At 39.5% G+C, this 24,839-nt stretch carries 34 protein-coding genes; 32 read left to right on the forward strand and 2 right to left on the reverse strand.

The annotated features are described in order from the left end of the window. Positions 1-181, reverse strand: a 181-nt coding sequence (locus ACRHOZ_RS20320) for a hypothetical protein (protein ID WP_431129904.1), incomplete at its 3' end; no start/stop codon positions are given. A 272-nt stretch (positions 182-453) separates the two neighbouring features. Between ACRHOZ_RS20320 and ACRHOZ_RS20325 the strand changes: the two genes are divergently transcribed. The 32 genes from ACRHOZ_RS20325 to ACRHOZ_RS20480 all read left to right on the forward strand — a co-directional run bounded on the left by ACRHOZ_RS20325 (position 454) and on the right by ACRHOZ_RS20480 (position 24,242). Beyond that, positions 454-1,026, forward strand: a complete 573-nt coding sequence (locus tag ACRHOZ_RS20325; RefSeq protein ID WP_431129907.1) for a hypothetical protein — start codon at positions 454-456, stop codon at positions 1,024-1,026. A gap of 305 nt (positions 1,027-1,331) precedes the next feature. Beyond that, the gene (locus ACRHOZ_RS20330; protein ID WP_431129910.1) at positions 1,332-1,664 is read left to right on the forward strand and encodes a single-stranded DNA-binding protein; all 333 of its coding nucleotides are present in this window, start codon (positions 1,332-1,334) and stop codon (positions 1,662-1,664) included. A 79-nt stretch (positions 1,665-1,743) separates the two neighbouring features. After that, on the forward strand, positions 1,744-1,926 hold the full coding sequence (locus ACRHOZ_RS20335) for a hypothetical protein (protein WP_431129913.1): 183 nt from the start codon (positions 1,744-1,746) through the stop codon (positions 1,924-1,926). A gap of 398 nt (positions 1,927-2,324) precedes the next feature. Then, on the forward strand, positions 2,325-2,558 hold the full coding sequence (locus tag ACRHOZ_RS20340) for a hypothetical protein (RefSeq protein WP_431129915.1): 234 nt from the start codon (positions 2,325-2,327) through the stop codon (positions 2,556-2,558). Between the two features lie 152 nt (positions 2,559-2,710). Further along, the gene (locus ACRHOZ_RS20345) at positions 2,711-3,484 is read left to right on the forward strand and encodes a ParA family protein (protein WP_431129918.1); all 774 of its coding nucleotides are present in this window, start codon (positions 2,711-2,713) and stop codon (positions 3,482-3,484) included. A 1-nt stretch (position 3,485) separates the two neighbouring features. Beyond that, on the forward strand, positions 3,486-3,797 hold the full coding sequence (locus ACRHOZ_RS20350; RefSeq protein ID WP_431129921.1) for a hypothetical protein: 312 nt from the start codon (positions 3,486-3,488) through the stop codon (positions 3,795-3,797). Positions 3,798-3,877: 80 nt separating this feature from the next. After that, a complete protein-coding gene (locus ACRHOZ_RS20355; RefSeq protein ID WP_431129924.1) occupies positions 3,878-4,627 on the forward strand; it encodes an antitoxin Xre/MbcA/ParS toxin-binding domain-containing protein in 750 nt (249 codons plus the stop codon). Beyond that, positions 4,624-5,079 (forward strand): RES family NAD+ phosphorylase, encoded by a 456-nt coding sequence (locus ACRHOZ_RS20360; RefSeq protein ID WP_431129927.1) that lies wholly within the window; start codon positions 4,624-4,626, stop codon positions 5,077-5,079. Before ACRHOZ_RS20355 ends, ACRHOZ_RS20360 begins: the two co-directional genes overlap by 4 nt. Before the next feature lie 12 nt (positions 5,080-5,091). Next, positions 5,092-5,238, forward strand: a complete 147-nt coding sequence (locus ACRHOZ_RS20365; protein WP_431129930.1) for a hypothetical protein — start codon at positions 5,092-5,094, stop codon at positions 5,236-5,238. A 51-nt stretch (positions 5,239-5,289) separates the two neighbouring features. After that, on the forward strand, positions 5,290-6,615 hold the full coding sequence (locus ACRHOZ_RS20370; protein WP_431129932.1) for a hypothetical protein: 1,326 nt from the start codon (positions 5,290-5,292) through the stop codon (positions 6,613-6,615). Positions 6,616-8,030: 1,415 nt separating this feature from the next. Next, positions 8,031-8,210, forward strand: coding sequence for a hypothetical protein (locus ACRHOZ_RS20375; RefSeq protein ID WP_431129935.1), 180 nt, complete (start codon positions 8,031-8,033; stop codon positions 8,208-8,210). 300 nt (positions 8,211-8,510) lie between these two features. Next, complete coding sequence (locus ACRHOZ_RS20380) at positions 8,511-8,783, forward strand: hypothetical protein (protein WP_431129938.1); 273 nt, start codon at positions 8,511-8,513, stop codon at positions 8,781-8,783. 88 nt (positions 8,784-8,871) lie between these two features. After that, the gene (locus ACRHOZ_RS20385; protein ID WP_431129941.1) at positions 8,872-9,213 is read left to right on the forward strand and encodes a single-stranded DNA-binding protein; all 342 of its coding nucleotides are present in this window, start codon (positions 8,872-8,874) and stop codon (positions 9,211-9,213) included. 87 nt (positions 9,214-9,300) lie between these two features. After that, positions 9,301-9,669 (forward strand): hypothetical protein, encoded by a 369-nt coding sequence (locus tag ACRHOZ_RS20390; protein ID WP_431129944.1) that lies wholly within the window; start codon positions 9,301-9,303, stop codon positions 9,667-9,669. Positions 9,670-9,811: 142 nt separating this feature from the next. Continuing rightward, complete coding sequence (locus ACRHOZ_RS20395) at positions 9,812-11,374, forward strand: relaxase/mobilization nuclease domain-containing protein (protein ID WP_431129947.1); 1,563 nt, start codon at positions 9,812-9,814, stop codon at positions 11,372-11,374. Next, positions 11,371-12,003, forward strand: coding sequence for a ParA family protein (locus ACRHOZ_RS20400; RefSeq protein WP_431129950.1), 633 nt, complete (start codon positions 11,371-11,373; stop codon positions 12,001-12,003). The genes ACRHOZ_RS20395 and ACRHOZ_RS20400 overlap by 4 nt, the downstream gene beginning before the upstream one ends. A 40-nt stretch (positions 12,004-12,043) precedes the next feature. After that, positions 12,044-12,349, forward strand: a complete 306-nt coding sequence (locus ACRHOZ_RS20405; RefSeq protein ID WP_431129953.1) for a hypothetical protein — start codon at positions 12,044-12,046, stop codon at positions 12,347-12,349. Between the two features lies 1 nt (position 12,350). Further along, positions 12,351-12,563 (forward strand): hypothetical protein, encoded by a 213-nt coding sequence (locus ACRHOZ_RS20410; protein ID WP_431129955.1) that lies wholly within the window; start codon positions 12,351-12,353, stop codon positions 12,561-12,563. A 93-nt stretch (positions 12,564-12,656) separates the two neighbouring features. Continuing rightward, positions 12,657-13,028, forward strand: a complete 372-nt coding sequence (locus ACRHOZ_RS20415; protein WP_431129958.1) for a DUF4134 family protein — start codon at positions 12,657-12,659, stop codon at positions 13,026-13,028. Between the two features lie 32 nt (positions 13,029-13,060). Further along, entirely contained in the window at positions 13,061-13,378 is a 318-nt protein-coding gene (locus ACRHOZ_RS20420; RefSeq protein WP_431129961.1) for a DUF4134 domain-containing protein, read from the forward strand. A 9-nt stretch (positions 13,379-13,387) separates the two neighbouring features. Next, positions 13,388-13,687: a hypothetical protein gene (locus tag ACRHOZ_RS20425; RefSeq protein ID WP_431129964.1), complete on the forward strand. Its 300-nt coding sequence runs from the start codon at positions 13,388-13,390 to the stop codon at positions 13,685-13,687. 68 nt (positions 13,688-13,755) lie between these two features. Beyond that, positions 13,756-16,206 carry a TraG family conjugative transposon ATPase gene (locus ACRHOZ_RS20430; protein WP_431129967.1) on the forward strand — a complete coding sequence of 817 codons (2,451 nt, stop codon included), beginning with the start codon at positions 13,756-13,758 and terminating at the stop codon, positions 16,204-16,206. Between the two features lies 1 nt (position 16,207). Beyond that, positions 16,208-16,879, forward strand: a complete 672-nt coding sequence (locus ACRHOZ_RS20435) for a hypothetical protein (RefSeq protein WP_431129970.1) — start codon at positions 16,208-16,210, stop codon at positions 16,877-16,879. Then, positions 16,879-17,496: a hypothetical protein gene (locus ACRHOZ_RS20440; RefSeq protein WP_431129973.1), complete on the forward strand. Its 618-nt coding sequence runs from the start codon at positions 16,879-16,881 to the stop codon at positions 17,494-17,496. The genes ACRHOZ_RS20435 and ACRHOZ_RS20440 overlap by 1 nt, the downstream gene beginning before the upstream one ends. An 11-nt stretch (positions 17,497-17,507) precedes the next feature. Next, a complete protein-coding gene (locus ACRHOZ_RS20445; protein WP_431129976.1) occupies positions 17,508-18,527 on the forward strand; it encodes a hypothetical protein in 1,020 nt (339 codons plus the stop codon). Positions 18,528-18,537: 10 nt separating this feature from the next. Next, positions 18,538-19,149: a conjugative transposon protein TraK gene (gene traK, locus ACRHOZ_RS20450; RefSeq protein ID WP_431129979.1), complete on the forward strand. Its 612-nt coding sequence runs from the start codon at positions 18,538-18,540 to the stop codon at positions 19,147-19,149. Next, positions 19,149-19,511 (forward strand): hypothetical protein, encoded by a 363-nt coding sequence (locus tag ACRHOZ_RS20455; RefSeq protein ID WP_431129982.1) that lies wholly within the window; start codon positions 19,149-19,151, stop codon positions 19,509-19,511. Before traK ends, ACRHOZ_RS20455 begins: the two co-directional genes overlap by 1 nt. Next, positions 19,498-20,634, forward strand: a complete 1,137-nt coding sequence (gene traM / locus ACRHOZ_RS20460) for a conjugative transposon protein TraM (protein WP_431129985.1) — start codon at positions 19,498-19,500, stop codon at positions 20,632-20,634. Before ACRHOZ_RS20455 ends, traM begins: the two co-directional genes overlap by 14 nt. Positions 20,635-20,638: 4 nt before the next feature. Further along, the gene (gene traN, locus ACRHOZ_RS20465) at positions 20,639-21,430 is read left to right on the forward strand and encodes a conjugative transposon protein TraN (RefSeq protein ID WP_431129988.1); all 792 of its coding nucleotides are present in this window, start codon (positions 20,639-20,641) and stop codon (positions 21,428-21,430) included. Between the two features lie 4 nt (positions 21,431-21,434). Continuing rightward, positions 21,435-21,893, forward strand: coding sequence for a hypothetical protein (locus ACRHOZ_RS20470; protein WP_431129991.1), 459 nt, complete (start codon positions 21,435-21,437; stop codon positions 21,891-21,893). Continuing rightward, the gene (locus ACRHOZ_RS20475) at positions 21,893-23,884 is read left to right on the forward strand and encodes a type IV secretory system conjugative DNA transfer family protein (RefSeq protein WP_431129994.1); all 1,992 of its coding nucleotides are present in this window, start codon (positions 21,893-21,895) and stop codon (positions 23,882-23,884) included. The genes ACRHOZ_RS20470 and ACRHOZ_RS20475 overlap by 1 nt, the downstream gene beginning before the upstream one ends. Beyond that, the gene (locus tag ACRHOZ_RS20480; protein ID WP_431129997.1) at positions 23,874-24,242 is read left to right on the forward strand and encodes a helix-turn-helix domain-containing protein; all 369 of its coding nucleotides are present in this window, start codon (positions 23,874-23,876) and stop codon (positions 24,240-24,242) included. Before ACRHOZ_RS20475 ends, ACRHOZ_RS20480 begins: the two co-directional genes overlap by 11 nt. Here the strand turns inward: ACRHOZ_RS20480 and ACRHOZ_RS20485 are convergent. Further along, a complete protein-coding gene (locus ACRHOZ_RS20485) occupies positions 24,202-24,774 on the reverse strand; it encodes a M23 family metallopeptidase (RefSeq protein ID WP_431129999.1) in 573 nt (190 codons plus the stop codon). The two genes, ACRHOZ_RS20480 and ACRHOZ_RS20485, sit on opposite strands and share 41 nt — an antisense overlap. Positions 24,775-24,839 lie beyond the last annotated feature (65 nt).

Below are 24,839 nucleotides of genomic sequence, written 5' to 3' on the forward strand. Positions count from 1 at the left end.
CACTATGCTCACTTTGGTCCGCCGCGGGTGGCTCACTTTGACCCGCCGAAGGTGGTATACTATGCCCGTTTTTTGCAACTGTGTACGGATGTGTACATTCTTTGACCCCAGTTTCAACCAGCGCCCGCTCATATACTATGTCCTGTTTGGTGTTCAATATGGGTGCTTCGGCCTTGTTCATTGTCTTTATTTCAGATAAGTAACTACCAGTAAATATAGGTCTTTTGAGAGGTTAAAACAATAACATTGGAAAAGATATTAAGTTTTTTTTCATCTATACTTTATGTCAAGTTAACTCGTCCACATTTGCGCCGGCAAGGATAACCTGTACAAAATCGGCACCTCCAAAGGCACCTCCAATTTTGAACACCGGAAGCAAGCTTCCTGGATCCACCTTGCCCCCCTTCCCTACTTCGTTGGTCAGCCATAAAGTTTAATTCAAAATTTCAAACCATGAGCAATTACATGACAATTTATCCTTTTGAGATAAAAGAAGATTATTCGGTATTCTTTAGCGAAGATATGCACGGGTTCAAGATGTTGACGGACCCCAAGAGCCTTCAAATCATCCATTTTGAAAAGAGGTGTGCTGGCTTCCTTTGTGAACATTTGAACTCGCTTAAGATTGAGGGACTTAAGGTCCAGATAGTCGGTGTGCCATACAGAATCAGATTAATGGAAAATGGAGAGAATTACCCGAATGTTGATTCTATAAGACATTCGTTTCCTGAATCCCGTGTATCCATTCCGCTTTATCGTATGTTACGAAAGATAAATGTTGAAATTATCTTAGATTATATTATTGCTAAAGCTACAGAACTTAGTCGGGAGAATGACGGTGAAGAGATATATGTTACAATTGGGAATGGTGGTTCAATGTGTTGCATCGATTATCGTAATCATGATGGTAAACTCCTGGGGGACGAAAAGTATGGTCACCTGGTTTTCGATAAAGAGGATTTGGAAATCGTTTATCATAAGGGGCTACTACTTTTCAGACATGAATATTCATTTATGCTTCCGTGAGGAAGTTTCTTCTTGTTTGTCATGGTTTTTGCCCTCCGCAAAAACACACGCCAAACCGCCTCGCAAGTTAGGTAGCGCTCCAACCCTTCAATATTTAAACGCTTAGCTGCCGGCACGCTGATATTGAAGTGTCGGTTCCATGCGCTAAAGTCTGCTGGTAAGATTTGGGGGAAATTGGTATACTAAATATCTATGATACACAGTATTACATAGAAAAAAACGATTAAGTTTTATAAGTTTTATATATGATATAAGGCAAATAAGTTGTATATTTATAATGTATTAATAATTAAAAACTTATAATCATGAGCAATTTAAAAAACAGAGTACAATTGATTGGAAATTTAGGTAATGACCCAGAGGTTGTAACCTTTGATTCAGGTAAGAAATTGGTAAAGGCTTCATTGGCCACCAATGAGACTTACAAAAACAAAGAGGGGGAAAAAGTTACCGAGACGGATTGGCATAATGTAGTTGCCTGGGGCAAGACTGGCGATTTGTTCGAAAAGTTCCTAAGCAAAGGGGATCAATGTGGTGTTGTTGGTAAACTAAAGAATAGAAGCTACCAAGGCGAAAACGGCGAAACCAAATACGTTACCGAGGTAGTTGTGGATGAGCTTTTGCTCATGGGTAAGTAGACCCAAGTAAAAAGGGCGCGGATTGCGACTCCGTGCCCTTTTAATTACAAATTCTGTAACAAGTACAAAACTTATAATCATGAGAGACAAAGATAATAAAAATACACATGGGTGTAAACTCTCTTCTAACCCAAAGAAACTAATATCCACAAAGCTTGGAACAAATCTAACAGTACATAGATTGGTAGGGGGTTCACCTGAAAACATCTTCGTTATAGACCCTATTGTAGTTAGTCCAAAAACTCCAAGAGATGTACAGTAAGGGCTTTAGCAACGAATTAGAGAAAAGGCTATATCAATATGGCCCGAAGGACACCAAACTTCCCGTTGTGTTCCCTAAAGGCCCAGTAGGGTCCACAGAGGGGATAAGATACTTGATAAACTATTGTGGGGGCTTTGATTTGGTTCTGCATTTGTGTGAATCGATGGCGGTTCTAAATCCAAATTATGATTCTTCTTATGAAATTGCCATTAAATCAAGTGGACAAAGCATTAGCATATTATTTACCAATATGTCCACCAATGAAATCGCTTCCGATATGATACCATATAGGACTTGCTTTAAGTTGGGAGAAGTTAACCTTGTTTTTGACTGTAACATATTGAAACTCAAAAATGAGTTGTATAAGTTTTATAACACAAATAAGTTGTATAAGTGATATGTCTAGGAAAGTCGAGGATATTGAATCTGATTTGGAAAAAGCAAAGGAAAAGTTCTTGGATGTTATGAGAAGGGGAGATGAAGCGATAAGCGAGTATGACCTGTCTATGGGGTATGATGCCGATTTTTACTTGAACCGCGTTCCCCTTTTAAGAAACCATATAATCTTTTATAGAAGGGAATTGAAAGAGGCTACCAAGCATGGAATACAAGCAAGCCTATTCGATAGATAAGTTTTATAAATGTTATAAGACATATATAATAAAGGAATGATATTTGATTTATCTATGATATAAATTAAATAAGTTTTATACCTTTAACGTCAAAAAGGATTTGTCTTATAACACAAATAAGTTTTATATACTAAATAAGTTAACTTTGTTTTATGTCAGTTACATCATTGATTAATCGAAAAGGAGGGGTAGGCAAGACTACTACCACTATTAATTTAGCGGCTCAGGCAGCCATCAAAAAACGGACACTATTAATTGATGTTGACCCACAGTCTAATTTGACGGCTCAGTTTGATGACAGATTTGAGGAAGGAGGAAGGGGAACGACCTACGATATGTTTTTTAGTAAGGAGGTTGAGCCTGTTGAAGTAAGAGATAATCTGTTTCTAATACCATCTGGCGATTTGTCTGGAATGGAAGTACACCTGCAGACACAAATAAACAGGGAGTATCTTTTGAAAAAGGCTATTGAAAGATTTAAGGACGAGTATGAGTACATTTTCATAGATTGTCCGCCCTCCCTTAATATTATTACCATAAACGCTATTTGTGCTTCTGACTATGTTATAATACCGGTACAAGCAGATTCCTTCTCCATGCAAGGGGTCACCGATATGATTGAGTTTATAAACATGCTCAGGAATGCAGGCGCGAATTCTTATATCACATTATTAGGGATTCTCGTAACTCATTACGAGGACCGGTTAAAAATATCCAAGAACATTATGGCCGAATTCGATAGAAACGGATGGAGCGATGCCTTATTCAAGACTATGATTCGAACTAATACGGATATCAAAGGGGCGCAATTCGAGAAGAAAACAATATTTGAGTTCAATCGAAAAAGCCACGGGGCAAATGACTACGCTAAATTGGGCCAGGAAGTTTTGAAAAAAATTAAAAATTTACAATTAAAAGCAGTATAAGATGGGAAATACAGCAGGGCTTAAGGATCTCTTAAGTGTCCCTAAAAAGGACGAAGTGGAGAAGAAAGAAAAAAATCAGAAGAGTAAGGGGAGAACCACTTCTCGCAAAAGCAGTCCGACGAGGAAAATTGAAAAAGAACTGATTAAGGCAGAAAATAAGGTTTATCGTAGTTTCTATATAACGGATGATACCAGTAATCTTGTTAATCGGGTGGTTAACACAATTAAGATTGATAATTCAAAATATAACAACGACATGGCCATATACGAAGCGTTTAAATTATTGGCCGAGGCTAACGGTGTAAAGATTTAGTTATGTCAGAAACAGGTAAAACAATAAATCTAAAATCAATTATTGGTAAGCACAGTCTAAAGACAGTGCAATTTCAATATATGCTATTTGAAGTTGAACAAAATATCGATGGGAAGTCTGTTATAGTAAAGAAACAGCTACCATTAGAAGGGCTGGGAATAATGCGAGTTGTTAAAAAAGGTGCAGATGACAGAAAGGTGGCCAACCAATATGGCAAGAAGATTACAAGACGCATCCAAAAACACAGCCAGCATAAAATTGTTTTGGAGCAATCGAATTTAAAAAAGCTGGATGAAAAGCTGATGGCTAAGGTTTTCAAGCAGCTTTCCGGAGTAGACATATCATACTCCTCTTTAAATAAAGGCACAATCAATACAGATAGTCTTTCAGCCACGACAAGAAGAAACCTGAGAAGAACCCTTTTGGATTCCTCAGTCTTAAAAATAATTGAAAGCGGTGAATACGACGACGAAAAACTAAGGCCTTTCTTGGACTTCAATTACGAAATGCCTAAGAAAGTGTTCAAGAAGGTAGTTAAAAAGTGCGGGTTCAATTCGACTCAATGGTCTGAAATAATTGGGGTAAACGAGGAGAGGGTAAACAGCTCTAGAGCATTTAACCACCAACAGAGCATGCATGTTCTCAAAATACTTTTGTTGTTCAATCATTCTTATGTGGTATTCAATGACAAGGCTTATTTTAAAAGATGGCTCAAAAAAACTAATCCAGACTTGGGAGGTACTCCACCGTACTTTTACTTGGACTCCCCATCCGGTATTGATGTCGTTAGGAAAAGGATGCACCGAATTGAACACGGGATTTACTCATGATTGTTTTTAGGGCCACCTCAATCCGACATAAGGACAAATTGGACGGGGTAGGAGCTAAAAAGAGTGGTGGTCGATGGAATAGGGAAGGACTTGCTGTAAATTATACCTCTGATTCCAAGAATACGGTTAGAGATGAACTAAAAGGAAGGGTTGACCCTAAGTATAGTGATTATGTGTGGGTGGAAATCGAGGTTTCCGATGACCTTCCAATAACAAAAATTACTAGAGAAATGTTGGCAGGATTGCCATGGGACATGGATGTATATGACAGTGATGATTGTCCTTCACAGAAAATTGGGTCAGAAATCCTGGAATCAAATGAAATTGCAATATTGCAAGTTCCGTCCGCAAGAAGTGAAGGGGATAATTATCTCTTGAACCCGAACTACCCTGATTTTGATAAGTATGTTAAGATAGTTTCAGACGATAAGCCATTCGATTGGGAAGATTAAAAAAGAGCTAAAATGGTTAATGTTTATGAGATGGAGCGGGGAGAGGCCATTAAAGGAATGCAAGGAGAAGTGATTTTTGAAGATGAGAATGTCTTTAGAATCCATTCTTCAGATGTTACTTTCTCCAAGAAAGAATATTACTATAAAATAAAATTGTAATATATTCGAAGTTGGTTTTTTTAAAAAATATATAGTAATTAGATTGCGTAAATGACCTTACCCGTAGTTCCATACCAGCCAGAAACCAATTCTTTAAGGGTTGACAAGAATGTTGCATTCAACATTATGTCATTCCGGGAACTGGGTGAGGATGCCAAACTTATTAAGGCCGTTCTTCTTTACACCGCCTTGAACCATCAGGAGGAAGACCTCTTTGGATTCTACAGATTGGACCCAAAGATGTTTGCAAAATCCATGTTCCTAACCGAATCACATCTATATAGGATCCACCCAAACCCCTATTTTCTGGAACACGACCCACGGGCCGAGGAAAAGATGGAACGGGAAAGCAATGATCCCAAAGGGAGAATGTCCGAGTGGAGAACCTGGCGAACCTATTTGGAAAACGCCCTTTATATTTTGACCAATCAAAATATTGTGGATGATTATAGGTTCAAGGATGAAAACAAAACCATTATCACCACTTCCCGATTCAATTTTTTTGATGAAATAACCTTTAAGCTAGAAAAGTCTGGTAAGACGCATAGAATAATCTATTACTACAAACCGAATGTAAAATACGAGAACAATCTTAAACAGTATTTTCTATTAGGTGAAATCAAGAAGTACAATCTTCTCAAAAAGCCCAAATTGGACGATGCTTATTTGGACATTCTGAACCGAATCGCAAACGCAAATGCAAAGGAGGTTAATTCTTTACAATTTTCAATTGACCTTTTGGCTGAGATCCTGGGGATAAAAAAATACAAAAGGTTTTCTGATTGGAAGTCCAAGGTCAGCGAGAAATTTGATAGGCTTAGGAAGGTAATTGGAGAGGATATCAAAGGTCTGGAATTGACATGGGTAAATCCAAGTAATACAGTAGGGGACCAAATTGGTTTTGTCGAGAGTGGTACCAAAGTTAGGGTTGATAATGTAGCTTTGATTACATGGGATAGGATGACGATAGAAGAAAAGAGACAGAAGGACTCCAAAACCTTTAAAAATATTTTTGATACCGAGCTTACCAGGGCCTTCGTACAAACCTATTTCAACACTTACGAGGGTAAAATGGTTGGCCTTTCAGAAGACAGAAGAAAGGAACTTTTTTATGAGTGGTTCTTCTCTGAAAAAGATAGAGATATAAAAGAGGTTAAATATAGGGACACCTACATTGAGATTTATAAAGGCGCAAAAGGAATGAACGCTTACTCTAGGGAATTCATGCAGGTCTTGGATTATGCCACAAAGATTCAGGCCAAATACAACTGTATTTCATTTGAGGATGATAAGCTAGTCCTCTACTTTAAGGATAAGAAGGTAACTTTTAAACATCTTTACCAGCTTATTCACCACTTGCAGGAGATGAAGAAGTAATAACGCCCTGCCCAAGTGTCGTGAAACCACTCGCTGTTTTACTGCCTTTTTTATCATAATCACGTTAACGCCCTGCTGAAGTGTCGTAAACACTGATGTTAACGCCCTTCTCAACCGTCGTTTTTGGGATTCTTGGTTGCATTTATCGTTTAACGCCCTGCTGAAGTGTCGTAAAAGAGAGTGAAAAAGGGCCAGTTTTACGCAACTAAAGAGGCAACGCCCTGCTGAAGTGTCGTAAATACCGGTGTTAACGCCCTGCCCATCTGTCGTTGTTTTACCTCAAAGTCTCATAGTAGATACGGGTGTAATGTACCATGGAACCTGTATAATACTGATAATCAATATTTTAAGATAACAGAAAACGCCCTGCTGAAGTGTCTCAGTTATTGGTGCAAATTGTAGGTGTTTTAGCACAATCAATTCCAACGCCCTGCTGAAGTGTCGTAAATACTGGTGTTAACGCCCTGCCGAAGTGTAGTAAAACGCTAAAGTCAATAAAATCAGAACATTGAACCTACCTAAATATACCTAGAGCCATCCTTTCCGGAGTTGTAAGTAAGCAAAATTGGATGATTTTGTCCATAGTCCTTGGTAACTTAAAAGTCCCCTTAGAGCAGTCCTAAACCATTGGTTACGCCCTGCTGAAGTATAGTAACGCCCTGCTCAAGTGGCGTATTTAGGTATATCGCCCTGCCCAAGTGTCGAAAATCAGCATAAAACGCCCTGCTGAAATGACGTAACGCCCTGCTCAAGTGTCGTAATTATAGGGTTTTGCCCTGCCGAAGTGTAGTGAACTGATGGTAACGCCCTGCTCAAGTGTCGCGAATTGGGCTTATCGCCCTGCCCAAGTATCGAATATTTGAATATCGCCCTGCCCAACTGCAGTAAAGCAGGATAAACCTCGTTTTCAAAGCACTGTATTACAGTTAATTGCATCTAACGCCCTGCCAAAGTGTCTACCTTAAACTAATATATCTTAAAATTACTACGTAATTTCGCTTATTAAGGTCAAAATTTATCCTTCGTCAAAATTTTGGAAATATTTGCGGGATTTTTCTAAGCATTTTCCACGAAATGCATTAGTCTTAAAAAACCATAGATTTTGTCTATTCTTGCCTGACATATCTTCAGGTGCTAAACTAATTAATTTAAGTTCCCCGCCGAAAAAATTCTTTTCTTTGAGCTTCATGGTCTATAGGGGGAAAATGTTCCATAGGATTTAAAAATATATGGGTTGCATAGATTCCTATATCAATACAATATTGATGCGAAGGTAAATGCGCAAAATATTCCCATCAAAAGACTACGGCATAACCAGGATCGCAAACGATCTCCTTTTATTCCGTTTCCTATTGAGCTGAAATTTTACAAGCATTTGGATTATGCACATATTGTTTAATCTTAAATCTAATTCTATGGAAAGTATCGTAAAACACACATCGTTTAAGCATGGAACCATTGGACACTTGAAGCATTATGAGAACGAATATGAAAGGGTCAAAGAGCTGGCTGACAATGCCACCGGTGAACTGGCAAATGAACTGTATTACGAACTTGATGGTATCAGAATGATTTTAGAGGAATATCAGCCTTAATATAGAACCAAACTTAATTTGGATTAGTTGGCTTTGAACCAAAATCAGTAGAAAATTCCGAATAAGGGCCGTAATTGTTGGCTATACAGCATATTAAAATCTTGTGGATGGTAAGGACCGAAATAAAAAAAAGGCCTTGATAAATCAAAACCTTTTCATAGACTTATGCGTCTCGGCCTGAATTTTGGCGCTTCTCAAGGACGTTCCCACGTTGCCTCTTTGTCCTTCCTCACCAGGCATTCAAATATACTCCTTTTTTTCATTCAATATCATTCGTAAATTGAAGACAAAATAAATATCATGGAAATCCTCATTTTTAATATCGGCATAGTGCTTTTCATTTTCACCGTCAAATTTCTGATTACTTCAAAAAGGAAATACAAGCCTGATTGGGAAAAGAACATGACGAAATATGAAAAACCAGTTCTGGTTTGTTCACTCATTTTCTACGTTCTGGGCCTTGTCCTTGGGAACCAGATTGTAAGCGTGGTATCGCTATTGCCCTTGGTCTGGCTTATCGTAATAGAAGTGAGGGTAATCTCCCAGAAACTAAAGGGAAACTCCATTTTATGATAATATAATTATATAGTAATTGTATTTTTTGTATTGAAATAATATAATAATTATATATATTGGTCAAATAATTTAAAAATTGTTTGACATGAATGCACTATCAAATCGAGTCCAATTAATTGGAAATCTTGGAAATGAACCCGAAATAATCAACTTCGATTCGGGAAAAACGTTGGTCAAAGCTTCGTTGGCCACAAATGAAACCTACAAAAACAAGGAAGGAAAAAAGGTAACAGATACCTCTTGGCACAAGCTGGCAGTCTGGGGAAAGACAGGCGAATTGTTAGCTGAACTCGGAACAAAAGGTTCTAAAGTGGCAGTCGAGGGTAAACTTACCTATCGTACATGGGAGAACAAAGAAGGGGGTTCTGTAAATGATTGTGAGATTGTGGTAAGTGATTTTCTGCTACTAGACCCCAAAGGAAAATAATGCGGCGCGATACAGGCAAGATGTGTAAAGAGGGCCCTCTTTACCTCTCGCCCGTGGAACGGGTGGATTTGTCGGAACTCCTTTTTTATGCCTAGAAAGAAATCAGAGATTACAAGAAAAGCCTATAAGGTCTATATGACCGTTCAGGAGCGCGAGGGGCTGGATTCAAGAATTGAATCATCTACAAGCAAGGATTTTTCCGAATGGGCGCGTAGAGCTCTTTTAAATGGCGCTGCTGTTCCCACTGATCCTAGACTTGTAATTGCCGAAATAGGTAAACTAAGGGAGCTTTCTCTAAATGTTTCCACCACTATCGATGAAATCGTAACCCAAATTGGCGCAGGTGCCTACACGGAAGATGGTACCGAAAGGACTCTTATTGATCTTATCGAGAGATACCTTGAACTCAAACAAGAGATGATAGAGGCAGTCCGGATGCTTTATCGAGTAGGATAGGAGTATCATACTATGATATTCCAATAATCCGATTTTGTGGTATTGTATCAATATCATATTGCCTAAATCTGATATCAACATTTTAATGGAATACATCAATGTTATTAAATAGTATTCCCTGAATAACGTAATCCCTCAATACATGATTATTAAAATATTAGGAAGCCAAAGCAGCTTTCGTGGGGTGAGCTATAATGAGGATAAAATTGCTGAAGGAAAGTCGGAAGGCCTAGTTGCTGAAAACTTTGTTTTTCCAGAAGGAACCGAGCCGACAAAAGCAGACTATATAAACTATCTGAAATATCATAGCAGTTCGAATACCAAAGTAAAGGACAAACAATTCCATGCTGTGATTTCGGCCAGAGGTTCAGAAAAAACACCAAAGCAACTTGTCGAATATGCAAAACTGTATTTGGAGAAAATGGGTTATGGCAATAATCCTTACCTGATTTATTTCCATAACGATACCAATAACAACCATGTCCATATGGTAAGCACGAGAATCGATGGGAACGGAAAAAAAATCAATGATTCATTTGAAAAAGTAAAATCTCAAGAGATTCTGAAAGAGTTTGGGATTGATTATGGTAAACATGCCAAGAGTGTTTTGGAGTGGGCGCGGTCCTATTCGATTTCCACGCCAGGACAATTGATTTCCTTATTACGCACAAAGGATATTGCAGCCAAACAGAATGGCGATAATATATCGATCTACTACCAAGGGAAACTATTTGATTCGATTTCTGTCAAGGATGCAGTGAACTCTAAACCGCTCTCCAAGAAAAAATCCGGACAGTATAAACAGATAGTAGGAAAATATTCACTGCAATTGAATTATGATGATCTCAAAAAGCACCTACACGAAAAGCATGGTTTAGAAATCGTGGAGCATGTTGCCAAGGGAAAAACCAAGCCTTTCGGTTACACTTTAATTGACCATCCTACCAAAACGGTATTAAAAGGTTCTGAAGTATTCCCGCTTAAGGCGCTCTTAGAGCCGCTTAAAAGAAAAGAGTTAATCGAGGCAGTTCCGAGTATGTTGTCCGAAATCAATTATTCCGCTTTGGATTGGTCCGGAATAAAGAAGGAAGGGGATAGGATAGGGGTGTCTTTTGACAAAGGGGGGAATGTGTACCTGAAAATGACAAATGAAAAGGTATCAAAAATTTCCAATTCAGATATCAGGGATTTGTGGATGAACGAGAATCGAAGAGTAATACTTGAGTCTTCAGCATATTCAAAGGACAGTTCTTCGGCATTGGCCCAGATTTTTAGAGTAAGGGATACGGAACCTCTTATTGATACCAATCTTGATTTGATGAAGTATAAAAATCTGGTGGCCATCGCCATCCACCACAGTAAAAATGGGACCCGCGAATTTTTGGACAAAAACAACCTGGTTGTCTATGCAGTTGGGAACGATCAACTTTTGTTTGACAAGAATGAGGGAAATGCGGTTTTGCTTAAAAAGGATTTAGATACGGATAACCGCTTTGAGTCGATTTATGTAGAGGCAACAGAAGTGTCCCAAAAAACATTAATAAAACCCGAACAACCATTGACCTTACAACAGTCTTTCGGTACTAATCAAACAAGCCTTATAGATAAACTATTTGCAGAGGAATCAGAAGTTTCTGAAGAGGACGAACCTGGTAAGAAGAATACAAACAAAAAGAAAAGAAAAAATCAAAGTCAGTCATTATGAGAATTTTAATTGGAAATCAAAAAGGAGGAGTGGGCAAATCAACATTATCGATTCTGTTTTGCAACTATCTCTCCTTGGTAAAAAAGAAAAACGTTGTCGCAATAGATTTAGATTTTCAGCGAAGCTTTTTAAATCAATGGGAGACGGAAAATGAAGTTATGGACGGGGAGCCTCCATACAAGGTTATTGGATATGACCTTAATAAAGCGGTAACGCTATTAGATGGCATCAAAGATGATTACGAGCATGATTATGTCATTGACAGCCCAGGTAACTTGGACAATCCCGATATCCTCAATATTCTTTCCCATGTGGATTGCATCCTGATTCCATTTTCATATGAGAAGAAAGCCTTTGAGTCCACGATGGTGTACGCTAGGGTAGCGAAACACATCAATAAGGAAGCTCCGATAGTCTTTGTGGCGAATAGGGTCAAAAAGACTGCCAAGGTAGAAACCAAAGAGAAAGTGGATATCGAACTTTCAATATATGGCGAAATAGCTCCGGTCAAGATATATGATAGGGTGGACATGGATAGACTTACCACTAGGGGGCTGAGTAAGATTCAAATGGAGGTTTTTGATGGGTTCTTTAATTATTTTTTCCCAAAATATCTAATTACTATATAAATTATTTTGTCATTATATAATTATTATATAATATTGAGATATGAAAAGTAGTAAAGCAGAGGAAATCATCAACCAGATCAGAAGCACCAATACTTCAGGATCCACGCTCAAGATAGCAGAGGATGCCGTAGGGCCTTTTGACGATCTCAAAAACGAAATTTCACAAAAGGGGTACAACAAAGTGGAAGTTGCCTACGTGGACGAGGAAGTACATTCAGCCTTTAGATACCTAAAGGACAACTATAAGATTCCGATTGGCGATCTGTTCAGTTTTTTAGGTGAGAAATGGTTGGAGGAGAATTCTGAATTATTAAAAGCAACAGTTAAGAAAAACAAATTCTTGTAAGATGGATTGGATAACATTTTTTAAAGTCGTCGGGTGTGTTTACGCCGCCTATTTTTTCATAACCATAATGTTGGATTTGCTTAAAGGTAAGTCCGGGCCAGCAGTTGTCAATGACAATACATATTCAGCTCGGGACCTAATGGTTGAGGAAGAAGAGGTGGTCAGTGTGGTAGAAGAAGTAAACTCAAAAAAAAAAGTGATGGCAGAGTCTTGAAAATCGAAGTTCCGGAAAATTCCAACGAAGAAGAGGAAGTAGAAATCCGGAATGTTGAAGGTCAAGGTTTTGATGTCGAAAGTTTTATAAAGGATGCAAGGGAAAAGAGCTCAGTCATTTTTTCATAGTACCAGGATATTGATGTTGGTTAGTTTGATACTCCTCCTGTCCGTTAGGGTTGGTTATGGGCAGGAGGATATTGATGTTACCGATGATGAAATACCTGAGCTAATAGATACCGATGTAGAATATTCAATCGAGGGCGGAGCTTTCACCCCACTGTTTGAACCACTGATCAATCTAACGATTGCCATAGGAGCAGTTTTGGCACTTTTCGGATCAATTAAAACCTATAACCAGTGGCACCTTGGAGTCGGAAATATTGAGAGGAAAGTAACCAACCTCTTTGGAGGAGGGTTGTTCATCCTAATAATGGCCCTTGCCCTTAGAGCCATATTTCTATAAGTAATTATTAACCTTTAAATACTATTTGAATCATGAAAATTACCAAGTTTTTGAACAAAAGCAAGACGGCCATTCTTACCGTTCTGGGTTTCTTAATAGCATTTGTAGCCCAAGCACAAGGTGTCGAGGGTATCAATGCTGCTGACACCGAGGTGAGGAGTTGGGTCGAGTCAGTTGGAAACTTAATCCTTGCAATTGGAGGAGTTGTTGGACTAATCGGAGCGATTAGGGTCTACATTGCATGGAACAACGGGGACCAGGATGTTACCAAGAAAATTATGGGATGGCTAGGTGCTTGTCTCTTCTTGGTGATCGCTGGCGGTGTTATCACTGGTTTCTTTGGAGTTTAATCCTAAAAGATGGAATCCATTGATAAAAGCTTTTTAGTCTACAAGGGGCTGCAAATGCCCCTTGTGCTAAAGGGTTTCAAGGGAAGGTATATTTATTGGGGTCTAGGAATTTTGCTCTCCTCATTCATTTTGGCAACTATTATGGTAGTCTCAATAAACATTGTGGTAGGCATCATATTCATGATTCTTTATTTAGGGGTCGGTCTATTCCTGTTGTCAAGAAAACAAAAAGAGGGAATGTACACCAAAAGGAAACAGTATGGCAAGTTCAAACCAGAACATTCCTTTTCCCTAAGACCAAAAACTTAGCCGATACGCTGGACTTAAAAAAAATTCGCTAGAGGATATCCTTCTAGAACGCACTTAAATTTTATCAAATGAAAGTATTCAAACTGGATTACTTAGGTATATCCGAAGAGGATAAACATCCCATTATTTACCATAAACTGGGGGACTATAGCACTATTTTCAGGATAACGAACCCGATTATCAAGTACTCCTCAAAAAAGGAACTCTACTATGATTATCATGCCTTGATGAGCAACATCGTAAAGATACTTGGTGAGGGATATGCGATTCAAAAATTGGATATCATCAGTAGGAAGCTTTTCAGAGAGAAACCCGAAAACGATGACTTCCTCTCAAAAAAATACTTTAAACATTTCAAAGGAAGGCCTTACAGAGATACAGAGACGATTTTTTGTATTACGAAGAATATCACAAAGACCACATGGTATCAATTTAACCAAAGGGAATTCGATACGTTCCTTAAGAAAATTGATAAGATTCACGAGATTTTTGAATCAAATGATTTCCGTCCTGAGATCCTGGGGAAGAAGGAAATTGAGAAGTTAATATCAAGGTTTTTGGGGTTTGAGTTCGATAAGGATAGCTACAGTCTTAAAAACTTCCAATCCGAAGCTGATGGGCTTATTGTTGGGGATAAAATGGCGCGTTCCATAAGCTTGATAAACATTGATGAAGTGAACATGCCCGTAACGATTTCCCCTTACTCAACGATGGATTTAGGCTATGAGTACCCTCAAGACCTATTCAGTTTCATTTATGATACTCCCGGGTTTGATCATTTGATTTATCATCAATACATCCAGATTCCAAATCAAAAAAAGGAGATAATAAAGCTGGAGGCCAAGAAGAAGAAACACACCTCTATGCCGGATCCGGCGAACAACTTGGCCATAAAGGATATCGACGATGTTCTTGAGCTGATTACAAGGGAGAATGAATTGCTAGTTTACTCCCATTTCAATATGCACCTGTTCGGTGATAGGGAGCAAGTGTCCAAGTCAGTCAACTATATTGAGGCAGAGCTTTTCAAAGTAGGTATTATTCCTAGCGACAATGGGTATAATCAGCTTGAGCTTTATAAGGCCATTTTTCCTGGCCATACCGTAAGCCTCCAACACTATGACAAGTTTTTTACCACTTCCTCACCGGCACTTTCGCTTTTTTATAAAGAGACGAACCAAAAGAATGAAGGTTCCGATTTCAAGATTTATATGACCGATAGGTCAGGGGTTCCGATAGCAATAGACACTTCTGAATTGCCAATGGAAATGGGTAGGATAAACAACAGGAACAAGTTTGTTTTAGGGCCATCAGGTTCAGGAAAGTCCTTTTGTATGAACAATCTAATAAAACAATATTTCCAACAGAATACGGACATAGTTCTTATCGACACCGGACATAGTTACTCTGGGCTATGTGAATACTACGGGGGCAAGTACATAACCTACACGGATGAAAAGCCCATAACAATGAACCCGTTTCTGTTTGAAAAAAAAGAGTACAACGAAGAAAAAAGGGACTTCCTTAAATCGTTGGTTTCGGTTCTATGGAAAGGTACGAACGGCACTATATCCCAAGTGGAAACTAGCGCATTGATTGAGGTTATCTCTGCCTATTACCACGAGGGCTTTTCCAAAAAAAGTTTTGTTTTTGGGTTCAATAGCTTCTATGATTTTTCCATTGAGAAACTGAAGAGGATAAAAGAAACTGAAAACATCGACATCGATGTGGACGGCTATGCATATATATTGAAAAAGTTCTACAAAGGGGGTGAATATGACAAGACCCTTAACAGTCCAATGGACAACTCGCTTTTCGATGAAGATTTCATTGTTTTCGAAATTGACAACATCAAGGACAATGAAATCCTTTTCCCTATCACAACGATCATCATCATGGATGTTTTCATACAAAAGATGAGGCACAAGAAAAAGAGAAAAGCACTTATCATTGAGGAGGCTTGGAAGGCCATTTCCTCACCTATGATGGCCTCTTATATACTTTATGTCTACAAAACGGTCCGGAAATTTTGGGGTGAAGCCGTCGTTGTGACCCAAGACCTGGAGGATATTATTGGCAATGCCATTGTCAAGAATGCAATCATAAACAATTCCGATACTATCATCTTGCTTGACCAAAGCAAGTTCAAGGACAATTATGATGAAGTATCCAACCTTCTGTCCCTTAGCGAAACCGAGAAGAGAAAGATTTTCACGATAAATAAACTCAACAACCGAATGGGGCGGGGAAAATTCAAGGAGGTCTATTTCAAGAGGGGTAGTACTGGCGAGGTATACGGAATCGAGGTGTCCCTTGAAGAATACCTGACCTATACCACGGAACGCAAAGAAAAGGATGCCCGTGATTTATACATCAAGGTCCACGGAAGTTTCGTGAAAGGGCTTGAAGAGTTCGTGAAAGACCTTAAAACTAGTGGAAAAAGTCTACCCGCATTTGTTAAGACCGTACTGGCCAAAGTCAGAGACAACGACAACGATAACCTTAAAGAAGCAATATAAAATGAAAAGAATCATTCCCTTGGTAATGGCCATGTTGATGGCAATAAATTATGTATTCTCCCAATCACCTGGAGACGCTGCGATTGTTGCTGCGGTATCCTTGGGCCATTACGTAGAAAACGAAAACCTAAAGAAAATAAGGGATAACGAAGCTGTAATTATGGGTCTGCAGACCACCATTGCAGTTGAAACCGATGCCATTAAAAGGCTTCAGGAGAAGTTGTACGAATCATTATCGACGGTGCAAGCCTTTATTAATGATGCACAGACCATTCGGGAAATAGTCAGAACGGGAGATCAGATAGGGGAATATCAAAGGCGCATGGCCGAGATAGTAGCGGATGACCCAGAGTTGTTGATCATTGCTCTAGAGGCTGAGGCCTTTTTGCTAGAACAGAGCGCCAGTCTTTTGGCCGAAATAGCGCTAGCCGTCTTGGGTGGAGATGCCAATCTAATGAACAACAAGGAAAGAATGGACCTACTTCATCATATACTGGAAAGGATGGTTCAATTAAGAACCATGACCTACTCATTAATGCGAAAAATGGAAATGGCCACCGGTGTTGAGATAGTAGAGGCGCTTGAGGATCTTTTGGCTATCGAAGTGGATGTTGATTGGGATGCCATCAATCAGGCCAGAAGGGATGCCATAACAAATTTTGTGATAGACTGATGAGCCGCTTAACACTCATAACAATCATCTTTTCAGTGCTCTTCTCCATCGGACCGATTGAGGATGCTACTGCCCAACGGAAGAATTCGGAGTATGCTTTTGAACGAAGGGTATACAAACGGTGGAACCGATTTAGACCATGGTGGTGGTTCAAGATTGCCTATAGAAAATACGACAATGAGGACCGGAGAAATATTCTGCAATTGGCCCCGATTATGGTGTCCACTACAATAACCAAGGACTATACGGACAATCAGAAAAAATCGATTGATACCATTTTCCGGAGAGAGATAAACCTGGCTCTCGACAAGGTGATAAAAAAGCGGTGGATTCTTTTTGATGAGGATAGGGTGGTGGAACGCTATGAACGGATTGATTTTTTAATGGAATCCCTTATGGATAGGGGTATGCCGGTGGAGGAGCTATTGCGTATCGAAGACCTATTCTTTATGCAACGGGAGAAAATTGACATAGTTGAGGATTCCTATATAGGAGATGCTGAAAAATCGGACGCCATAAACAATTATATCAAGGACTTAGATGATTTTATTGCTGTACTGCAGCACATTTCACGGTACATGATATTCGAAGAGGAACTTGAAATAGAAGAACGCTAAAATTCAAAAAAATGGATGAATTAATACAAATTATTGATGCCGCAATTTTCGGGGACATCAATGCACTTTATAGGGAGATGAAGGCCATGGGGGGATCGTTTTTGGTCCATGCACGATCATTGGTTGCCATTTTAATGGTCCTTTATTTTGGTGTTAAGGGCTATGGAATTATGGTGGGGGACAGCGATGTGGATATCATGCCGTTGGTACGTCCTTTTGCGCTTCTGCTTGTGATTTTGTTCTGGGGAACATTCGTGAACATGATTGAGTTCCCGATGAAGGTCATTGAAAACACCGGTGAGGGTATAACCGAGAATACCATTAACAGGACGAATGAACTTTTTCAACAAAGGCAGGTAGCTTATACGGCCTTGATAGAAAGAATAAATTCTGATGCTGATAGGTACGAAGAAAGCTTGGAAGCTTCTGAAGACAATGCATGGTGGGATATCGTACTCGGAAGTATTGAAACCCTGAATCTCAGATTGGATGCCTTACGGGTGATGGTAACTGCCAAAATCAAATACCTCATGTTCTCGGTTATAGAGTGGATTGTGCTCGCCTTCTTCAAAGCGTGCATGTATTTGATTTTCTATCTAAAGGCGCTCATAGGGGGAATTCTTGTCGCACTGGGTCCATTCGCTTTTGCGGTTAGCATTGTGCCTGGTTTTAAGGACGCATACTTAAAATGGATATCAAGGTTCGTTTCAGTGCTTTTATATGGGTTGCTCGGACATTTGGCAATCAACACCGCTATGATTTTTGTAAACAGCGCCTTGACAAGAGAGGTAGCGTTCTTGGATTACCTAACGAACGAGGCCCCTAGAAGCGTATTCATTTCCTATGCGGTTCAACCCAACATTACAGAAACCTCCCTTTTGGTGGCATTGATCATCGGGGCGTTTGGAATGCTATCCATTCCAATTGTAAGCAACTGGATAATATCTATGGGGTCCGCAGGGCAATTAGGAGGGAAAGCCACAAACGCATTGAAATCGGCAGGAACCGCAGTAACGAAAGCAGCAATTTAAACTTAACACCATGATAAAGAATATTGAAACCAAAATAAAACTAGCTCGTTTCGCAGTCGTAATGGGATTATTGGCCGCAGTTTTAATAGCTGTAGGGGCAATGTACCTGAGTTACAGCAGCGCTAAAGAAGAGAGAAGTAAAATTTATGTCCTTGACAACGGTGTGCCGATTCTATTAAAAAGAACGGACGTTGCGGAAAACCGTCAGGTGGAATACAAAAGCCATGTAAATATGTTCCACCATTTGTTCTTTACAGTTCCTCCGGATAACGAGTTTATCAAAAAGAACATTGAGAAGTCGATGTACTTAATTGACGATTCTGGTTTAAAGGAATACAACAATCTAAGAGAGCGCGGCTTTTACAATCAAATCATGAGTTCCTCGGCAGTACTATCAATAGCAACCGACAGCGTTGTGGTGGATCCTGTTACCCTAGAGTTCCAATATTTCGGAAAGCAAAGGATTGATAGGAAATCAAGCTTGATTTACCGACAGCTCCAGACCACCGGTAAACTTATGGAGGTCATTCGTTCGGAGAACAATCCACATGGAGTCATTATCACGGATTGGCGAACGGTAATGAACAAGGATATAGTGAACAAAAGAAAGAAATCATTCTAATGGAGAAGAAAAAAAACTATTCCGAAGCATTCAGGGGATGGGTCAAAAATCATCCCAAGTCGATTTTTTTGGCCATGGTTTTCCTAATTGCCATCGGAGCAGCCTATCATGTAAATGACGGTTATATCAGTAAAAAGGACATCAATAGGATGGCCTCGATAGATTCAATGGAAAATCATTTCAACAGGCAGCAACAAAAATTCTCAAGAGGCAATGTGGTAAGCGATTACAACAACCTAATGGAATTGATGGAGGCTGAAAAAGAGCTTGAAGAATTGCTCCAGGCAGAGGAATTGGATACGGTAAGACTAAAAGAGCTAGATAACAAAATCAGAAACATAGAGAACAATGGCAAGAATTGATATTAAAAGACCGAAGTACATCATCCCTATTTTGATACTTCCATTTTTAGCATTGATGAACTTTGCGTTTGCAAGGTTCAAACCAGAAGTAGAAGTAACCAATCTGCAGACCACAGCGGGGATTAACTCCGAAATACCGGAACCTATGCTTCCCAATGAGGAAGAAGACGGAAAGCTTGAAGCTTTCAAAAAGCAACTCATTGAAAAAAGAAAGCATTCCAATACAAATCTAATAGGGGAGGAGCTGGAAGAAACTGCGAAGAGTGAGGTAATAACACCGGAAGAACAGAGAAAGATTGATTCGCTCCAAAACTTGATCCAGGAGCGAAAGGATGCTTATCAAAAGAAATCGGCTACGAAAAAGAGGCAAACTGTTCCGAGAACCAAAAAAAGGAGAAGTCCTTCATACACCACCACCGGTCTTGAAAGAAGCAAGAAGAGTGAGAAGGATGAGTTCATTGAACAGATGCGGATTATAGATTCTATTCAGTTTCCCGAAAAGTATGCCTCCTCTAAACCAAAGGTAGACCCCGTACTTCAGGAGGAGCAAACCGAACAAAAGGTTATCCAAAGGATAAGTTTGGGAAACAACGATGATTCAGGTTTCTGGAACACCGTAAAAAAGAACAATGCCGAGAAGAAGATTGTCGCTTTGCTTGATGAGGGAGTCAAGGTATATGAGGGTTCACGGGTCAGAATTCGATTATTGCAAGATACGTTTGTCCATGATTATCTCTTAAAAAAGGGTAAATACATATATGGAGAGGTCGAGGGATTTGAATCCCATAGGGTAGAAATCAATGTCAACTCCATAGTGGTTGCAGACTCCATTGTGCCCGTAAAAATAACACTATATGACAATGATGGAATACGGGGAATTTATGTACCTGATAGTCAGTTTCGGCAATTTGTGAGCGATTTGGGAATTTCTGCAGCACAAAGCGGAAACACTATGGGGGCAGGGATTGGCCAGGGACAACAAGGCCAAGGGAGAACAACAGAGCAACTGTACCGCTCCGTTTCCAGGTCAATAAATTCCGCTACTAGAGCCGTAAGCAAGGCCTTGAGGAAGAACAAGGCGTTTTTGAAATATAACACACAAGTCTATCTAATTAACGAGTAACACGATGAAAAAAATAGCACTATTACTGATTTTTATGATTTCAATGGGAGGATTCGCGCAGAATATCCCAATCGTAAAACTGAATGAAAATGTAACGACCCATTTTGTAAGCGATTATGAGCTGGATTACATGGACCTTTCGACCGATAGGGTCAAAGGGGATTTCCCTTTGAAGAACGTATTGCGTATTCGGCCGGAAAAACCAACAAGTGAAGATCTTGGGGTTCTAACTGTTATCACTGAAGCTGAATTTAGGCAATATCGATTGAAATATACACCTTCCCCGGATCTTGCGGACAAACGTGTAAAGATTTCCGATGGACAAATCACTTTCGACAATAAAAATGAAACACTGAATTCAATAAGAATAAAGGACTATGCCGAAAAGATGATGCTTACCAAATCATCCATAAACTCCGTGGTAAGCAAGAAGTTCAGACAACGGTTGAAACTAAATAACATTTGGGTCGTAGAAGACTATATTTTTCTTGATTATACATTGTCAAACAACACGAACATTCCCTATTCCATTGATGAAATCCGCTATAAAATCGTGGATAAAAAGGTCAAAAGGAAAAGAAGTAGCCAAGATGTGGAAGTGGAACCCGAATACTCCCACCAAAGCGATGAAATGTTCAAAGGAAACCATCGCAACATTGTTGTGTTCAAGAAATTTACATTTCCTGATGGGAAAACCCTCACCATCAACGTAGCAGAGGACCAAATTTCAGGGAGGGAAATCAGATTGGATATAGCCTATTCCGACCTTCTCAATGCTGATGCATTTAAAAGCTAATAACATGAAGAGAACATTCATTTTTTTGCTCCTCTTGATACCTATCGTGGGAGCTGCCCAGTCCGGATACACCTATGTAATACCATCGGCAGGGGTAACCTTACAAGAATCAGGAATGGTAAGGTTTGGCATTGAATACAATAACAGATATTATGAAGGCTGGGAAATCGTTTTTGAGGCCACCCTGGATAATAATGGGAGCAATGAAGAAGCCTATTTGGGAGGGGTTTACTTTGAGCCACTTTTATTCAGAAACCGCGATGTCCTATCAAATTTAAGGTTCGGTGTTTTAGGAGGAAGTCAACAACAAGAGTTCGCGATTGCTGCAGGTGGCGGAATAGAACTTTCTTTTGTGCTTAGAGGTAATTTAATACTATCTATACAGCAAGACACAAAGTTGGTGTTTGGGGCCGATAGAACCTTTCGGCATGGTGTCCTGTTGGCGCTAAAGATTCCAATTTAATGGAGGACAACAAGGCCTTATACAAGTTGTTCGCCCTTTTCCAAGGGTTTGTTTATCTCTCGGTCCTGATTGAGTTCGCCATCTTTATCTTTTTGGGAAGCGCTTTTTTGGGGCCTATCAATACGGTCTTGCAGAAGATGGAAGGCCTATTAGTCTATGAGAACATTCTATATTCAAAGGCATTCACATTAGTTCTACTAGGGATTACATGCATTGGCTCAAAGCCCAGGAAAGATCTTGACCTTAAAGTTGGCAAGCATATACTATTACCTGGTATTCTAGGTGGGTTAATCTTGTTTTCAAGTATTGTGGCGTTTGGGATGGATACTTCCGTAAGTCTTTCAACGCTTACCAACTGGTCCTATCTCTACTTCTTTTCTTCTATAATAGGGGTGCTGCTGATGCATATTGGATTGGACAATTTCAGCAAAATCATAAGCTTCAAATTGGGAGGGGACAAGTTCAATGATGAAAACGAGTCTTTCAAACAGAACAAAATACTTGAACAGAACCAATATTCTGTCAATTTACCGATGGAATATTACTATAAGGGAAAGCACCGCAAGGGATGGTTCAACCTTACAAATCCGTTTAGGGGTACCATAGTTATAGGAACACCGGAATCTGGGAAGTCTTACTCCATCATAATGCCTTCAATCCGGCAATGGCAAAAGAAAAACTTCACCGCCCTTATTTATGATTACAAATATCCAGATTTAACCGAACTGTCCTACTTTCATTATAGGTTGAACAAGAGAAGGCCTGGAGGTATAAAGAACCTTAAGTTCCATGTTGTCAATCTTGATAGAGTTGAGTATAGTCGAAGGGTCAACCCTTTAATGCCAAAGTACATAGATTCGCTTGCTGCGGCAATCGAGACGGCAGCAGCACTGGTAAATTCACTTCAAAAAAGGTCAGAGGCCGCTGAAGGGGGATCACAACAATTCTTTTCCCAATCCGCGATAAATTTCTTGGCAGCAACACTTTTCTTTTTCTCTAGATACAAAGGAGGCATTTACTCTACCCTTCCGCATGTCCTATCGTTTTTGAACAAAGGATACGATGATATTTTTAACGTGCTCCTTTCGGAGCCTGAACTGGAATCACTACTATCCCCATTTATTTCTGCACACCAAACCGAAACCTACGCGCAGCTTGAGGGCCAATTGGGTACATTACGGGTGCACTTGGGCAAGCTCAACACGAAAGAGGCAGCTTGGGTGTTTTCCGACAATGACGTGGACTTGAGAATATCCAACCCAAAGTGTCCAAGTATCTTTGTAATTGCGAATTCTCCCAAGACAGAAGCAACCAATTCAACAATAAATTCACTATTGCTGAACACACTGACCAAACAGATAAACACCAAGGGCAACCATCCATGTGCGGTGGTAGTGGATGAGTTGTCAACCATTTTCTTCTATAAGATTCAAAATTTGATAGCCACCGCCAGAAGCAATAAAGTGGCCGTGATGTTAGGTTTCCAAGAGCTTCCCCAATTGGTAGAGGGGTACGGAAAACAGATTGCGGATACCATTACAAGCGTGGTCGGGAATGTTGTTTCCGGTAGTGTTAAGAGTAAAGATACGCTGATGTGGCTGGAGCGACTTTTTGGAAAGAGCAGGCAATTGGCCAAAGGGGTAAACATTTCGAGACGAGAAACAACGACGAGCGTAAGGGAACAAATGGATAATTTGATACCCTCCAGTAAGGTGGCAGACCTACGCACGGGAGAGATTGTGGCGAAGCTGGCTTTCGGATTTGCCACTCAATCTAAAACTAATGAAAACCCAAATACATACCGGTGCAAAATCCTTATCGACCAGCAAAAAGTAGAACAAGAGGAGCAAGCATATCCACCCCTCCCTAAATACTACACATTTGAGGACAAGGAATCAAAAAACAGGATTTTAATGACCAATATGCTAAAAATAAAATCAGAAGTTGATTATATTGTGAGGCAATATAGAAAGGTAAAACATGCCAATTGATAGGGATAAAATTGCTCAAAGGATGCTCCACTATAGAAAAACACTGGGGCTAAGTCAATCTGACCTTGCAAAAGAATGCAATCTCCCTGGACAGAACACAATATCTTTTCTTGAGAAAAAATCACAGTTTTCGGTAGAAACGTTTTTAAGCCTGGTAAATTTCTTTTCCCAACATTTTTATGTCGAGAACTTGCTTTCGGAGGATTTTGTAGTAACAGAAGTCGGGGAAGAGGAACAAAGGGCTAGCCTTAACAATGCCATAACCTTAAGACAGCTTGATTACTTCGAGGTGGATATGCTGGAAAAATTGAACAAGATCAAGGATTCAATTCGTGAATCTGAAGAAGATCTCGGATAAAGGCCAAGGGATCCAAATGTTTGTTTTTGAACAGCACCTCGAAATGTAAATGATCTTTTGTTGAAGCTCCAGTATTTCCCGTCCTTCCAATCAGCGCACCCGACTTTATAAAATTTCCTTTGGTAACATATACGTGTGATAGGTGCGCATAAACGAATTCCATATCTCCTGAAACTAACCTTATATAACTTCCAAAGCTATTGGAGTAGCCCACATCTTTTACGATACAGCTTGTAACTGAATAAACATTTGAATTTTCAGACCATAGGTCAATACCGTTATGCCTTTTTAGCTCCCCATAAATTGGATGGAGTCTCATCCCAAAATAGCTGTTGATGCGAATGGTGTCAAGGGGAAGGACAAACGAATACATTCTGTTAACCTGTTGGCCATGCTCTTCAGTTGCATTTTCAATGGCTACTTCTTTTTCAATGGTTTGCAGTGTAACCGCGTCGTTAGAGTTGTACACGGTATTGAATTGGGCGGTTCCAATAAAGCCAAATGAGAAGAAAAACAAAAATAATTTTACCATAATATATAAATATATTATATTTAGACGTAATTACAACATCAAAATATCTAAAATTATGATAAGTG

The organism is Flagellimonas flava (assembly GCF_050617915.1).
In the GTDB taxonomy this organism is placed as follows: Bacteria; Bacteroidota; Bacteroidia; order Flavobacteriales; family Flavobacteriaceae; genus Flagellimonas; species Flagellimonas flava_A.

What these genes read in the sequence shown, in the direction of transcription:
- ACRHOZ_RS20325 (WP_431129907.1), top strand. Translation starts at nt 454, where the DNA reads ATGAGCAATTACATGACAATTTATCCTTTTGAGATAAAAGAAGATTAT.
- ACRHOZ_RS20330 (WP_431129910.1), top strand. Translation starts at nt 1,332, where the DNA reads ATGAGCAATTTAAAAAACAGAGTACAATTGATTGGAAATTTAGGTAAT.
- ACRHOZ_RS20335 (WP_431129913.1), top strand. Translation starts at nt 1,744, where the DNA reads ATGAGAGACAAAGATAATAAAAATACACATGGGTGTAAACTCTCTTCT.
- ACRHOZ_RS20340 (WP_431129915.1), top strand. Translation starts at nt 2,325, where the DNA reads ATGTCTAGGAAAGTCGAGGATATTGAATCTGATTTGGAAAAAGCAAAG.
- ACRHOZ_RS20345 (WP_431129918.1), top strand. Translation starts at nt 2,711, where the DNA reads ATGTCAGTTACATCATTGATTAATCGAAAAGGAGGGGTAGGCAAGACT.
- ACRHOZ_RS20350 (WP_431129921.1), top strand. Translation starts at nt 3,486, where the DNA reads ATGGGAAATACAGCAGGGCTTAAGGATCTCTTAAGTGTCCCTAAAAAG.
- ACRHOZ_RS20355 (WP_431129924.1), top strand. Translation starts at nt 3,878, where the DNA reads ATGCTATTTGAAGTTGAACAAAATATCGATGGGAAGTCTGTTATAGTA.
- ACRHOZ_RS20360 (WP_431129927.1), top strand. Translation starts at nt 4,624, where the DNA reads ATGATTGTTTTTAGGGCCACCTCAATCCGACATAAGGACAAATTGGAC.
- ACRHOZ_RS20365 (WP_431129930.1), top strand. Translation starts at nt 5,092, where the DNA reads ATGGTTAATGTTTATGAGATGGAGCGGGGAGAGGCCATTAAAGGAATG.
- ACRHOZ_RS20370 (WP_431129932.1), top strand. Translation starts at nt 5,290, where the DNA reads ATGACCTTACCCGTAGTTCCATACCAGCCAGAAACCAATTCTTTAAGG.
- ACRHOZ_RS20375 (WP_431129935.1), top strand. Translation starts at nt 8,031, where the DNA reads ATGGAAAGTATCGTAAAACACACATCGTTTAAGCATGGAACCATTGGA.
- ACRHOZ_RS20380 (WP_431129938.1), top strand. Translation starts at nt 8,511, where the DNA reads ATGGAAATCCTCATTTTTAATATCGGCATAGTGCTTTTCATTTTCACC.
- ACRHOZ_RS20385 (WP_431129941.1), top strand. Translation starts at nt 8,872, where the DNA reads ATGAATGCACTATCAAATCGAGTCCAATTAATTGGAAATCTTGGAAAT.
- ACRHOZ_RS20390 (WP_431129944.1), top strand. Translation starts at nt 9,301, where the DNA reads ATGCCTAGAAAGAAATCAGAGATTACAAGAAAAGCCTATAAGGTCTAT.
- ACRHOZ_RS20395 (WP_431129947.1), top strand. Translation starts at nt 9,812, where the DNA reads ATGATTATTAAAATATTAGGAAGCCAAAGCAGCTTTCGTGGGGTGAGC.
- ACRHOZ_RS20400 (WP_431129950.1), top strand. Translation starts at nt 11,371, where the DNA reads ATGAGAATTTTAATTGGAAATCAAAAAGGAGGAGTGGGCAAATCAACA.
- ACRHOZ_RS20405 (WP_431129953.1), top strand. Translation starts at nt 12,044, where the DNA reads ATGAAAAGTAGTAAAGCAGAGGAAATCATCAACCAGATCAGAAGCACC.
- ACRHOZ_RS20410 (WP_431129955.1), top strand. Translation starts at nt 12,351, where the DNA reads ATGGATTGGATAACATTTTTTAAAGTCGTCGGGTGTGTTTACGCCGCC.
- ACRHOZ_RS20415 (WP_431129958.1), top strand. Translation starts at nt 12,657, where the DNA reads ATGCAAGGGAAAAGAGCTCAGTCATTTTTTCATAGTACCAGGATATTG.
- ACRHOZ_RS20420 (WP_431129961.1), top strand. Translation starts at nt 13,061, where the DNA reads ATGAAAATTACCAAGTTTTTGAACAAAAGCAAGACGGCCATTCTTACC.
- ACRHOZ_RS20425 (WP_431129964.1), top strand. Translation starts at nt 13,388, where the DNA reads ATGGAATCCATTGATAAAAGCTTTTTAGTCTACAAGGGGCTGCAAATG.
- ACRHOZ_RS20430 (WP_431129967.1), top strand. Translation starts at nt 13,756, where the DNA reads ATGAAAGTATTCAAACTGGATTACTTAGGTATATCCGAAGAGGATAAA.
- ACRHOZ_RS20435 (WP_431129970.1), top strand. Translation starts at nt 16,208, where the DNA reads ATGAAAAGAATCATTCCCTTGGTAATGGCCATGTTGATGGCAATAAAT.
- ACRHOZ_RS20440 (WP_431129973.1), top strand. Translation starts at nt 16,879, where the DNA reads ATGAGCCGCTTAACACTCATAACAATCATCTTTTCAGTGCTCTTCTCC.
- ACRHOZ_RS20445 (WP_431129976.1), top strand. Translation starts at nt 17,508, where the DNA reads ATGGATGAATTAATACAAATTATTGATGCCGCAATTTTCGGGGACATC.
- traK (WP_431129979.1), top strand. Translation starts at nt 18,538, where the DNA reads ATGATAAAGAATATTGAAACCAAAATAAAACTAGCTCGTTTCGCAGTC.
- ACRHOZ_RS20455 (WP_431129982.1), top strand. Translation starts at nt 19,149, where the DNA reads ATGGAGAAGAAAAAAAACTATTCCGAAGCATTCAGGGGATGGGTCAAA.
- traM (WP_431129985.1), top strand. Translation starts at nt 19,498, where the DNA reads ATGGCAAGAATTGATATTAAAAGACCGAAGTACATCATCCCTATTTTG.
- traN (WP_431129988.1), top strand. Translation starts at nt 20,639, where the DNA reads ATGAAAAAAATAGCACTATTACTGATTTTTATGATTTCAATGGGAGGA.
- ACRHOZ_RS20470 (WP_431129991.1), top strand. Translation starts at nt 21,435, where the DNA reads ATGAAGAGAACATTCATTTTTTTGCTCCTCTTGATACCTATCGTGGGA.
- ACRHOZ_RS20475 (WP_431129994.1), top strand. Translation starts at nt 21,893, where the DNA reads ATGGAGGACAACAAGGCCTTATACAAGTTGTTCGCCCTTTTCCAAGGG.
- ACRHOZ_RS20480 (WP_431129997.1), top strand. Translation starts at nt 23,874, where the DNA reads ATGCCAATTGATAGGGATAAAATTGCTCAAAGGATGCTCCACTATAGA.
- ACRHOZ_RS20485 (WP_431129999.1), bottom strand. Translation starts at nt 24,774, where the DNA reads ATGGTAAAATTATTTTTGTTTTTCTTCTCATTTGGCTTTATTGGAACC.